A 12,302-nucleotide genomic window follows, 5' to 3' on the forward strand; every position below is an offset into this window, starting at 1 on the left:
ATCAGAATTCTTATTAAAATTCTGATTCAGAATGAAGACAAACATCGTTTTTGATGTTTGTCTTTTTTTATATTCACACTTAATTCTCCCATAATCCAATAATATTGAGGTATTTGGATAAAATAACAGGTCTTCCCTACCATTATTTTTACCAATTTTTTGATATTTAGACATGCCAAAGTAAGCCCAACCTTATCTTCCATTTTGGACTTTCCTTTTTTCTAGTATAACGCAAGTTATGATATTCTTTAGCTGTTCCGAATAAACGTTCTATCATTTCTTTCCGGTGTTGGTACCGTTCCTTCATCCCACTTTGATGACGGATATCTTCACAGACTTCTAGGGCATCTTTCCAAATATGACGCACAACAACTTTTTGGTGCTGGCGACTTTCAGTACAAATCGCTAACAAGGGACAGGTTCTTACAAATTTTGGGATTACTTTTATATTCTCTATAACCTTCACGTGTCGTTGTACGGTAAGTTAATACCTGGTTCTCTGGACAAAGATAGCAATCAAAATGCTCGTCATAGACAAAGTCTCTAGGACGTAGAAAGCCTCTCTTACCTCTTGGCCTAGTGTAAGGAAATACTGGCGTAATACCTTTTTCTAAAAGAAACTTGGCAATACTAGGTGTTTTGTAGCCTGAATCCGCAATAATGAATTCAGGGGAGAAGGGTTCTAACTTGGCGAAAAGAGCAGGAAAGGCCTGACTATCATGGATGTTACCTGCTTCAACTGTATAAGCCAAGGCCCAACCATGTTTATCACAAGCTACCTGAGCATTATAAGCGAAGACTTCCTTGTGTTCTCCCTTGTGAAATCAACCACTATCTGGATTAGTCGTTGATTGTTTCTTAGATTTAGCCTCGCCTTTTTTTGGCGGGCTTTAAGAACTTTTTTGCATGCTTCTTCCTGTCTAAATTAATCTCAACATCCAGTTGTTCACTCATGAATTTAGCTTTTTGATCAACAACAACATTTTTGTACTGAGGAGAAGTATTGGAGGAATTTGTTAAGACTTAATTTTTTCTTGTTTATAAAAATGTTAGATCAGTTACAAAGCCACCAATCCTTAAATTATGAGACTTGTTAAAAATAGTGTACAATGGTTTGTTGTTAATCCAGTCAAGAAATTGTTTGGTCGTAGAAGAGGAAGGAGAAGATGACAATGAAAATAAGCAATATTTTAGGGATTTTTGTAGGACTATTTTTAGGGCTGGTTACAGTCATGGGAATGAGCCTATTTACCTTTATTAATTTAAAATCTAACTCTGTTTATTATGCTCAGCATATTCCTCATAAGGAGGGAACAGAGCCCGACATCATTATGCTGATGGAGAATATGGGTTGGGCCTATACACCGGAAATAGATGGTATTAGTTATGATGATGATGGGTCGTATGCTATAACTAGAGAAAAAGGAACTAAAACGTCTGTATTAGATCTTACAGGTGATACTCTATTTTTTCATTCGGAGTCAGATGATATGTATCTTCTTAATCGTAATTTTTCTATCCAAGATGCTTTTGACAAACGTTATCACAATATTAAATATAATCAACGAAAAGTCCAAAAAGAAATTAGAGAAACTGTTCAACCTGTGATTGATGCTCAGCCAAAACCATTATTCAATCTTCAGTGGTTGTTTAATTTAATATATCAAAGTAGGTTTAATTAGAGAATAAAATAGCATAGAAGTGTTTTGTAGGGACTCCTACCTTTGCTATTTGAAAGTAGTTTAGGTTGAGTTAAATAGTCGGGAGAGCGGTTCGATATAATAGGTCTATTTCCTGGCTATCTATGACGGCTAACCTTTGAAAACACCTCATTTTTATGCTACTATGAAAGTTATGAAAAAACAGTTACAAGGCTTGACGCAGGTGGAGGTCAAGCGGCGGATAGATGCCGGTAAAACAAATCATTTTAAAGCAAAAACTGGCTCCAGCAACTGGGAGATTTTTAGGCGTAATGTCTTTAACTCCTTTAATATGCTCAATTTTGCTATTTTTGTGGCCTTGATTGCTGTTCAGGCTTGGTCGAATCTCTTTTTCTTCGGAATCATTGTGCTTAATGCCTTTACGGGTATGATGACAGAGTTGCGTGCCCGTCGCATGATTGATAAGCTCAATCTCATGAATAAGGATCAGATCCGTGTGGTGCGTGATGGCGAGGTGACTTCTATTAATCCTCAGGATATTGTCTTGGATGATATCATGCTCTTGTCTGCGGGTGAGCAGGTGCCTAGTGATGCCGTGGTTGTTGATGGGATGGCTGAGCTCAATGAGGCTATGCTGACGGGTGAGAGTGACCTTATTCTCAAGAAGGACGGAAAGGAGTTGCTCTCAGGGTCTTATCTTGTGAGTGGTCAGGTTTATGCTAAGGTTATTAACGTAGCCGAGGACAATTACGCCAATAAGCTCATGCTAGAGGCCAAGACGCATAAGCCAATCGTGTCACGTATCCTCTATAATATGGATAAGATTGCTAAATTTACGGGCAAGATTGTGATACCGTTTGGGCTTGCGCTCTTTTTTGAGGCTTACTTGATTAAACAGCTCTCTCTTCAAGAATCGGTAGTTACCAGTTCGACAGCCCTTTTGGGAATGTTGCCTAAGGGGATTGCCCTTTTGACAATTACCTCTCTTTTGACGGCCGTTATTAAGCTTGGAATGAAACATATCCTGGTGCAGGAGATGTACTCTGTCGAAACCTTGGCGCGTGTCGATGTGCTTTGTTTAGATAAGACAGGTACAATTACGCAAGGAAAGATGACGGTTAAGGGGCTGAAACTACTGTCAGAGCGTTTCACTAAAGAGGAGTTGGAGCGCTTGCTTGCGGCTTATATGCAGCATAGCAAGGATAACAATGCAACGGCTCAGGCGATTCGAAATGCCTATGAAGGTCTGGAGCATAATTATCAAGTAGGCGATGTTATTCCATTTTCAAGTGATCGTAAGTGGGGTGCTATGAGCATTGATGGGGTCGGAACTCTCTTTTTGGGAGCGCCTGAGATGCTTCTTAAAGAAAATCCAAAAGCAGTCGATCAGGCGCAGGCTCGTGGTTCTCGTGTTTTGATCTTGGCATGGAGTCAGTCAGCGGTTGATACAGAGACCATGAGTTTGCCAAATGACGTTGAAGGCTTGACTTTGCTTGAAATTGCCGATCCTATTCGTGAGGATGCTGCGGAAACTCTGGAATATCTACGTTCAGAAGATGTGACGCTGAAGATTATTTCTGGTGACAATCCGGTGACGGTTTCTCATATTGCCCACCAGGCTGGTTTTGCGGATTATCAAAGCTATATTGACTGTTCTAAGGTTAGTGATGAGGAGTTGGAGGCTTTGGCTGAAGATACGGCAATCTTTGGCCGCGTATCTCCGCATCAGAAGAAGTTGTTAATCCAAACGCTTAATGCCAACGGGCATACCACAGCTATGACTGGTGATGGTGTCAACGATATTTTAGCACTACGTGAAGCGGACTGTTCGATTGTTATGGCTGAAGGGGATCCCGCTACACGTCAGATTGCCAACTTGGTGCTTATGGATTCCGAGTTTAAGGATATTCCTGAAATTCTATTTGAGGGACGTCGTGTGGTTAATAATATTGCCCACATTGCACCTATTTTCCTCATCAAAACGGTTTATTCCTTCCTTTTGGGGCTTATCTGTATTGCCAGTATTGTTTTTGGAAAGGCAGAGTACCTCTTGGTCTTCCCATTCATTCAGGTTCAGATGACTTTGGCGGGGCAATTTATCGAGGGTCTTCCACCATTTATTTTGACCTTCGAACGTAATATAAGACCTGTTGAGAAACATTTCCTCAGACGTTCGCTCCAGTTGTCTATTCCTAATGCCTTGATGCTGGTTGTCAGTGTTCTTATTTTCCATCTATCTCAGGTATACCTTGGTATGAGCAATACGGACATGCTGACGCTGTCTTACTATATGATGGGATCAACGGGTGTCCTTGCCGTTATTCGTGCTTGTATCCCCTTGAATAAGGGACGTGTGGCCTTGATTATTTACTCAGTCTTTGGTTTCTTAATCAGCTCTTACTATCTTCGAGATGTGATTGAAATTTCGACACTTAATAGCTACACCTTGCCAATCTATCTGGTAGCAATGGCTATCTGCACACCGCTTTTCTTCTGGATTAGCTACAAACAAGGAGCTTTCCAAAAAGCATAAGTCAAAACTCGAGCTTGGTAACAGGCTTGAGTTTTTTTGATACCTCAACAGTAGGAAAGACCTTGATGTGTATGAGGTATGGTACAATAGAGGCATGAAAACAGTAGGGCACTTGACACCAAAAGTCATTAAAGCTTTTGATTTGGACTACAAGCCTGGTGAAGAAATCACGCTGTCTGCACAACGTAAGAAGCATATGGAAAAACATCGCCAGGAATTCAGTGATTTTGATGCTACCTATGAACGTATTCCAGAGATTATTGCTCATCCGGACTATATCGGTCGCCATCCTAATGGCCAGTCCTTGGAATATATAAAACGTATTGATGGTAATGTTCTGGTAGCGGTCAGATTATGTGATAAACTTAATGTCCGTACCATGTTTGTGATTAAAGATTCTAAGCTGAAAAATTATCTAAATGCTGGTAGAGCTAAGAAAATGTGATATAATATAAGTAAGAAGTAACAACGAGGGCGGAAGAGGCAGCCGCCGCACCTTCGGGTCTGAAAGAGATGCAGGACTGTCACCCTGCCGTTGTTTATCATACCGAGAAGTCCCTTTTGGGACTTTTTTATTTTGTAAAGTGTGACGACAAGACTATCTCGCTCTCTGAATTAGGTATAGACGAATCTTATAAGGGAGGAATTGTCAAAATTAACAGAAAATTCTTGACATCTCTCTAAAAAGGAGTACAATAGTTAGTAAATCAGAAAGTAACTGGTCTTAGATTTTCAGGGAGCCTGCGGTGATTGTGAGTAGGTAATCGAGATGAGCGAACATTGGGCTGATTGGATGATAATGAGAAGGTAATACATATTCTTCTCGGTTGGCACCCCTTACCGTGCAACTCCTTGTTAGAGGAGATAGAGATGATGGTCGTTTTTTTGGAGACCGTTAACTGAGGTGGTACCGTGTTAAACTAGATTTAATGCCCTCACAGAGTTTTTCTCTGTGAGGTTTTTTGTTTACTTTTATCTTTAAAGAAGTGTTATGTCATTATTCAATGAAAGGTTGGGTATTTATGGATGCATTAAGCGATATTCGAATTGATATTGATAATATTGATAGACAGTTGCTTCGACTACTGGCCCAACGTCAAATACTTGTGGAAAAGGCAGGACGGCTTAAGCCCAAGGGAGACACGGTTGCTGTCCAGGCTAGTGATCGTGTTGCCCAAGTGATAGCAAACCGTCGTAAGGAGGCACTAGAGCTTGGCTTATCTCCAGATGTGGCTGAAAGTGTTTGGAGAAGCATGATTAAAGCATTTATTGCTTTGGAAGAGAAAGTGAACAAAGAATAATATGGTGCCAATACATCCTATAAAGGAGCCTTGCATCAGTCTTATTACTCTCGATAAACCAGTTTGAAAGGAAATATTATGAGAAAAATTTTACCAGCCGATACCTTAACACCAATCTTGGCTTATATGCGTGTTCAAGGGGAACACAAGGTTATCCTTGAATCTATTCCTCGTGAGAAGGAAAATGCACGTTTTTCTATTGTTGCCTACAATCCGGTCTTTGAAGTAACCTTCAAGGATGGTGTTCTTTATGAAAATGGTAAGGTTATTGATCAAGATCCTTTCGAATACTTGGACCAAGTAACAGTCAAGGGCATCAAGTCTGACCTACCTTTCGCAGGTGGTGCTATCGGGTTTGCAGGCTATGACATGATTGGTCTCTATGAAAATATCGGTGAGATTCCAGAAGATACGATTGGGACACCTGATATGCATTTCTTCATCTATGAGTCTTATTTGATTTTTGACCATAAGAAGGAAAAAGTTTATGTGGTTGAGGACAATATCTACTCTAGTCGTGACAACGATGCGGTGCGTCAAGCTCTTGGTCAGGTGGTAACCAATCTCCAGACTCAGGCACCAAACGAGTTTACACCTCAGGCCTTGCAAGCCTTGCAATTTTCAAATCATATCGAAAAAGAAGTCTTCATGGATATGGTGGCTAAGGCTAAGAAACTTATTCGTGAGGGAGACATGTTCCAATGTGTGCTAAGCCAACGCTTTTCAGCGGACTTTGAGGGAGATCCTTTGGATTACTACCGTAACTTGCGTGTGACCAACCCATCAAACTATCTTTATTTCTACGATTTTGGAGATTATCAGGTGATTGGTGCTAGCCCAGAGAGTTTGGTTTCAGTGAAAAATGGAGAGGTGGTAACCAATCCGATTGCTGGAACTCGCCCTCGTGGTACCAATGAGGCGGAAGACGCTGCTTTGGCAGATGAACTCTCACATGATGTCAAAGAAACTGCGGAACACCGTATGTTGGTTGACTTGGGACGTAATGATATTGGTAAGATTGCTAAAAATGGTACGGTCAAGGTGACCAAGTATATGGAAGTTGAGTATTTCCGCTATGTGATGCACCTTACCAGTGTGGTTAAGGGACAACTCTTGCCGGAATTGACAGCACTAGATGCGCTAAAATCAACCCTACCAGCTGGAACCGTGTCAGGAGCACCTAAGATTCGTGCCATGCGCCGTATCTATGAGCTTGAGCAGGAAAAACGTGGTATTTATGCAGGAGCTATTGGTTATCTGTCTGCGACAGGAGATATGGACTTTGCTATTGCTATCCGTACCATGATTCTCAAAAATCAAAAAGCCTATGTTCAAGCAGGTGCAGGTGTTGTTTACGATAGTGTTCCTGAAAATGAATTTTACGAAACGATTAACAAGGCGAAAGCTATGACAAGAATAGGAGATGCCCAATGATTTTATTAGTTGATAACTATGACTCTTTTACCTATAATTTGGCACAATACCTAGGGACATTTACAGAGGTAAAGGTCTTGCGTAATGATGATGAGACCCTCTATGAAGAGGCGGAAAAAGCCGACGGGCTAGTCTTTTCACCGGGTCCAGGTTGGCCAGCTGATGCGGGTAAGATGGAAGCCTTGATTAAGGATTTCGCTGGTAAAAAACCGATGATGGGGATTTGCTTGGGGCATCAGGCTATTGCGGAAACTTTTGGTGGTAAACTCGGCTTGGCTAAGAATGTCATGCATGGGAAACAAAGTAACATCACTTTTGAAACGCCATCGCCTATTTTCAAGGATATTGACAATGATGTTCCAATCATGCGTTACCATTCCATCGTTGTTGACCAAATGCCAGAGGGCTTTGATGTGACAGCTATCACAACTGATGATCAAGAAATCATGGCCATTCAGCATAAGGAGCTACCAATTTACGGTTTGCAATATCACCCAGAAAGCATCGGAAGTCCAGATGGGCTTAAGATGGTTGAAAATTTCGTAAAAATCGTTGCAGGCTAGTTGGACAGTCTTTAGACTAGATTTGTCTACGCTCAAAACCTCTCCTCGTGCATCAGAAAACATTGAACAGTTTTTAAAAGGAAAACAGATATGAAAGAAATATTCCTACAAATCTCAAACCGCCAAGACTTGTCTCAAGACCAAGTCCAAGCAGTTTTTGACCGTATTCTCAAAAATGAAGTCTCAGAAAGCCAAATTGCTGCCTTCCTTATGGGGCTTAAGACTAAGGGAGAAACAGCAGATGAAATCACAGGTATCGTGCGTGCCCTTAAATCACATGCGACTGTCTTGCCTGAGACCTTCACAGATGCTATGTGTAACTGTGGAACTGGTGGGGACCAGTCTTATAGCTTTAACATTTCGACTACTGTTTGCTTTGTCCTAGCAGCGGGTGGTATCCGTATGGCCAAGGCTGGTAACCGTTCGATTTCCTCTAAATCTGGTTCGGCAGACGTCCTTGAAGTCCTTGGAATCAACGTTGCGGCATCACCAGAAACCCTATCTAAAGCACTTGACGAGGTTGGTTTGGCCTTTATCTTTGCCCAAACCATGCACCCAGCTATGCGTTTTATCGGTCCAGCTCGCCAAGCTCTTGGGATTCCAACGATTATGAACTTGGTTGGGCCACTGGCTAATCCACTTGACCTTGAGACACAACTCATGGGGCTCTATCGTGTGGAATTGCAGGAGATTGTTGCTAATGCTATTCAACAGTTGGGACGTAAACGTGCGGTTATTATCACAGGTCCTGACAATATGGACGAAGCTGCCCTCTATGGCACTAACACCTACACCCTTTTGGAAGATGGTCACATCAGCCAGCACACTTTCACTTATGAAGATTTGGGTATGGAAAAGGTTGAGTTGTCTGACATCACAGGTGGCGATGCCAAGGAAAATGCAGAGATTCTCCTTAGTGTCTTGAAAAATGAAGCTAGTCCTTATCTTGAAACAACAGTGCTTAATGCAGGTCTAGGCTTCTTTGCCAATGGTAAGGTTGAGACTATTAAGGAAGGTGTTGAGCTTGCTCGTCAATTGATTGCGGACGGCTCAGCCCTAGAGAAACTTCGCCAACTCCAAGAGGTACAAGTATGAGTAAAGCCTTTCTCCCAACAATCTTAGAACAAAAAGAAAAAGAAGTGGCCCAGTTGGTCATGGAAGACTTGCAGCCCTTACGTCAGACCTATCGTCTTTATGATTTTCTCAAGTCAAATCAAAACAAGCTGCAAATTATTTCTGAAGTGAAAAAAGCTAGTCCAAGTATGGGTGATATTAACCTAGATGTGGATATTGTGGCTCAGGCCAAGACCTATGAAGAAAATGGTGCAGCCATGATTTCTGTTTTGACAGATGAGGTTTTCTTCAAGGGTGATATTTCCTATTTGAAAGAAATTTCGTCACAGGTGGCTATTCCAACCTTGGCTAAGGACTTCATTATTGATGAGAAACAGATTGTGCGTAGTCGTAATGCGGGTGCGACAGTCATTCTCTTGATTGTAGCCGCCTTGCCAGAGGCTCGCCTCAAGGAGCTCTACGATTTTGCGACAAGCCTTGGCTTGGAAGTCTTGGTTGAAACGCATAATCTGCCAGAATTGGAAGTTGCTCATCGTATTGGTGCTGAGATTATCGGCGTTAACAACCGTAATTTGGTCACTTTTGAGACAGATATCAACACCAGTCTTGAGTTATCAACGCATTTCAAGGACAAGCCTGTTTATATTTCTGAGTCGGCTATTTTTACAGGTCAGGATGCTGCCTTAATTGCCCCATATTTTAATGGGATTCTAGTAGGAACTGCCCTTATGACAGCTGAAAATGTGGCTGAAAAGGTCAAGGAGTTGCAAATTGACAAAGGTTAAAATTTGTGGACTATCGACACCAGAAGCAGTGGCAACTGCAGTTGAAGCAGGTGCTGACTACATTGGCTTTGTGTTCGCCAAGAGCAAGCGTCAAGTGAGTCTTGAACAAGCTCGCGAGCTGGCTAAAGGGGTGACTGGTCAGACAAAAATCGTTGGTGTCTTTGTTTCACCAAGTCTTGAGGAACTGGAAGAAGCAATTGGTCAGGTTCCCTTAGATATCGTTCAGATTCATGGAACTTTTGATGAAGACCTGATTCCAAAGATTTCAGTACCAGTTATTCGAGCTATTCAGATTTCAGATAGTGATTCTCAAGTCAAGAGCCAGGCGGATTATCTTCTCTTTGATGCTCCCATTGCTGGTAGCGGTCAGACTTTTGACTGGCAGCTTTTGGCTGATAAGCAGATTGAGCAGGATTATTTCATCGCTGGTGGCTTAACTGTGGACAATGTGGCAGAGGCCAAGGAGACTTTCCACCCCTATGCCTTAGATGTGTCCTCAGGTGTCGAGACAGATGGTCACAAAGATTTAGACAAGATTAAAGCATTTATAGAAAGAGTGAAAGCATGACATATCAACAACCTGATGCAAAAGGATTTTACGGAAAATTCGGTGGTCAGTTCGTTCCAGAAACGCTGATGACAGCCGTTATTGAATTGGACAAGGCCTATCGTGAAGCCAAGGAAGATCCAAGTTTCCAAGCGGAATTGGATGACCTCCTCAAAAACTATGTGGGACGTGAAACACCTCTTTACCACGCCAAACGTTTGACCGATTATATTGGTGGAGCGCAAATTTATCTTAAACGTGAGGACCTTAACCACACAGGTGCCCACAAGATTAATAATGCCCTTGGTCAAGTTTTGCTTGCCAAACGTATGGGCAAGAAGAAAATCATCGCTGAAACGGGTGCAGGTCAACACGGTGTTGCAACAGCGACAGCCGCAGCCCTTTTCGACATGGATTGTACAATCTATATGGGTGAGGAAGATGTTAAACGTCAGGCGCTTAACGTTTTCCGTATGGAATTGCTTGGTGCCAAGGTATTTAGTGTGACAGATGGTTCGCGCGTGCTTAAGGACGCTGTAAATGCTGCTCTTCGTGCTTGGGTTGCAGGTATCGAGGATACGCACTACATCATGGGATCAGCCCTTGGTCCTGCACCATTCCCAGAAATTGTTCGTGACTTCCAATCTGTCATCGGTCGTGAGGCCAAGCGCCAATATGCAGAGATTTCTGGCGGTAAATTGCCTGATGCTGTAATGGCTTGTATCGGTGGTGGTTCAAATGCTATCGGTATGTTCTACCCATTTGTTAATGATAAATCAGTAGCCATGTATGGTGCTGAGGCTTCTGGTTTGGGGCTTGATACTGAAAAACATGCCGCAACCTTTGCCAAAGGCCGTCCAGGTATTCTTCACGGAGCGCTTATGGATGTTCTCCAAGATGCTCATGGTCAAATCATGGAAGCCTTCTCTATCTCAGCTGGTCTGGACTACCCAGGGGTTGGTCCTGAGCACTCTTATTTCAACGAAATTGGACGTGCGACTTACGACTCTATCACAGATGAAGAAGCTCTCGAAGGCTTCAAACTTCTGTCACGTTTGGAAGGTATTATCCCTGCCCTTGAGTCTAGCCATGCCATTGCGCTTGCACAAAAAGTGGCAGCTAAGATGTCGCCAGACCAAAGCCTCATTGTCTGCCTCTCAGGTCGCGGGGACAAGGACGTTATGCAGGTTAAAGAACGTTTCGAAGCTGAAGCAGAAGGGAAATAAACCATGACAAAAACACTAACAAAACACCTACAAGCTATCAAAGACAGTAAACGTGGCATTTTTGTACCTTATATCATGGCGGGTGACCATGAAAAAGGTCTAGACGGGCTCTTTGAGACTATCGCTCTCTTAGAAAAAAGTGGTGTCTCAGCTATTGAGGTAGGTATTCCATGGTCAGACCCAGTGGCCGATGGTCCCGTTATTGAACTAGCAGGACAACGTAGTTTGGCCAAGGATGTGACTTTGACCGCTATCATCAAGAAGCTTCAAGAACAAAAAACACAGGTACCTTTGGTTATCATGACCTACATCAACCCAGTTTATCAATATGGTATTGAAGCCTTTGTTAAGGATCTTGCAGAGACATCTGTTAAGGGGCTCATTATTCCTGATTTGCCAGACGAACACGCCGACTTTATCACTCCTTATTTGAAAGACAGCGATATTGCTCTCGTGCCTTTGGTAAGCTTGACTACAGGTATTGACCGTCAGAAACAGTTGATTGATGGTGCGGAAGGTTTTATCTACGCCGTTGCCATTAATGGCGTTACTGGTAAGACTGGTAATTACCGTGATGACCTTGATAAACACTTGGCTAACTTGACTGCTCATGCTGACATTCCAGTTCTCACAGGTTTCGGTGTGTCAACAGAGGAAGACATCAAACGCTTTAACGCTGTGTCAGACGGTGTTATCGTGGGATCAAAAATTGTCCGTGACCTTCATGATGGTAAGGAAAAAGAAGTCGCTGAATTTGTTACATTCGGTTCACATTTTGAAAAATAGAAGATGGTACTCTCCAGAAATGGGGAGTATTTTTTCATCAAAATCATTCTTTGGAGCAATTTGATTTTCTTAGTTATCAAGCTTATAATATGGGTGGATTGTAGCGAATTAAATGTATCTCTTGTTTTTATTTTCGTCTTACTTATAGAAAGAAGGTAGACAAATGAAAGTATCATTGAGGGTAATACTAGGGGTCTGTTTCTTAATAGGAGCCTTACTATTCTTCTATCGGGGAGAGAATCATTATGCACTGATTTTCCTTTTGGTTGGTGCCTTGTATTTCTACAAGGGCTTGAGTTGAGAGTTAAGCTCGTAATCAGCTTTTGTATATCTCGTATCGAATGAATAAGCCTTTTTAGTGACATAAATGTCACTATTTTTTTCTTTTCGAA

12 protein-coding genes and 1 pseudogene are annotated in these 12,302 nt (G+C 42.1%); 12 read left to right on the top strand and 1 reads right to left on the bottom strand.

The features are described from left to right. Nucleotides 1-13 precede the first annotated feature (13 nt). A pseudogene (locus H7U02_RS08275) lies at nucleotides 14-993 on the bottom strand (transposase); the annotation flags it as partial. Between the two features lie 179 nt (nucleotides 994-1,172). Between H7U02_RS08275 and H7U02_RS08280 the strand changes: the two are divergent. The 12 genes from H7U02_RS08280 (at nucleotide 1,173) to H7U02_RS08335 (ending at nucleotide 12,211) form a co-directional block, all read left to right on the top strand. Continuing rightward, complete coding sequence (locus H7U02_RS08280) at nucleotides 1,173-1,682, top strand: hypothetical protein (RefSeq protein WP_110981278.1); 510 nt, start codon at nucleotides 1,173-1,175, stop codon at nucleotides 1,680-1,682. Between the two features lie 163 nt (nucleotides 1,683-1,845). Then, complete coding sequence (locus tag H7U02_RS08285) at nucleotides 1,846-4,194, top strand: cation-translocating P-type ATPase (protein ID WP_187359133.1); 2,349 nt, start codon at nucleotides 1,846-1,848, stop codon at nucleotides 4,192-4,194. A gap of 94 nt (nucleotides 4,195-4,288) precedes the next feature. Next, a complete protein-coding gene (locus H7U02_RS08290) occupies nucleotides 4,289-4,639 on the top strand; it encodes a PBECR2 nuclease fold domain-containing protein (protein WP_014634923.1) in 351 nt (116 codons plus the stop codon). Between the two features lie 577 nt (nucleotides 4,640-5,216). Then, the gene (locus H7U02_RS08295; protein ID WP_148512898.1) at nucleotides 5,217-5,495 is read left to right on the top strand and encodes a chorismate mutase; all 279 of its coding nucleotides are present in this window, start codon (nucleotides 5,217-5,219) and stop codon (nucleotides 5,493-5,495) included. A gap of 78 nt (nucleotides 5,496-5,573) precedes the next feature. Beyond that, on the top strand, nucleotides 5,574-6,929 hold the full coding sequence (gene trpE / locus H7U02_RS08300; RefSeq protein ID WP_179968997.1) for an anthranilate synthase component I: 1,356 nt from the start codon (nucleotides 5,574-5,576) through the stop codon (nucleotides 6,927-6,929). Continuing rightward, nucleotides 6,926-7,492, top strand: a complete 567-nt coding sequence (locus H7U02_RS08305; protein WP_013991050.1) for an aminodeoxychorismate/anthranilate synthase component II — start codon at nucleotides 6,926-6,928, stop codon at nucleotides 7,490-7,492. Before trpE ends, H7U02_RS08305 begins: the two co-directional genes overlap by 4 nt. A 90-nt stretch (nucleotides 7,493-7,582) precedes the next feature. Continuing rightward, nucleotides 7,583-8,587, top strand: a complete 1,005-nt coding sequence (trpD, locus tag H7U02_RS08310; protein WP_201043138.1) for an anthranilate phosphoribosyltransferase — start codon at nucleotides 7,583-7,585, stop codon at nucleotides 8,585-8,587. Then, entirely contained in the window at nucleotides 8,584-9,351 is a 768-nt protein-coding gene (gene trpC / locus H7U02_RS08315; protein ID WP_022496113.1) for an indole-3-glycerol phosphate synthase TrpC, read from the top strand. The genes trpD and trpC overlap by 4 nt, the downstream gene beginning before the upstream one ends. Next, entirely contained in the window at nucleotides 9,338-9,919 is a 582-nt protein-coding gene (locus H7U02_RS08320) for a phosphoribosylanthranilate isomerase (protein ID WP_037611884.1), read from the top strand. Before trpC ends, H7U02_RS08320 begins: the two co-directional genes overlap by 14 nt. Continuing rightward, nucleotides 9,916-11,124: a tryptophan synthase subunit beta gene (gene trpB / locus H7U02_RS08325; protein ID WP_022496114.1), complete on the top strand. Its 1,209-nt coding sequence runs from the start codon at nucleotides 9,916-9,918 to the stop codon at nucleotides 11,122-11,124. Before H7U02_RS08320 ends, trpB begins: the two co-directional genes overlap by 4 nt. Before the next feature lie 3 nt (nucleotides 11,125-11,127). Then, nucleotides 11,128-11,910 (top strand): tryptophan synthase subunit alpha, encoded by a 783-nt coding sequence (trpA, locus tag H7U02_RS08330; protein ID WP_155213335.1) that lies wholly within the window; start codon nucleotides 11,128-11,130, stop codon nucleotides 11,908-11,910. A 163-nt stretch (nucleotides 11,911-12,073) separates the two neighbouring features. Beyond that, the gene (locus tag H7U02_RS08335; protein WP_173018408.1) at nucleotides 12,074-12,211 is read left to right on the top strand and encodes a YrhK family protein; all 138 of its coding nucleotides are present in this window, start codon (nucleotides 12,074-12,076) and stop codon (nucleotides 12,209-12,211) included. The last annotated feature ends 91 nt before the right edge of the window (nucleotides 12,212-12,302 follow it).

Source organism: Streptococcus sp. 3.1, from assembly GCF_016648915.1.
Lineage (GTDB): Bacteria > Bacillota > Bacilli > Lactobacillales > Streptococcaceae > Streptococcus > Streptococcus salivarius_E.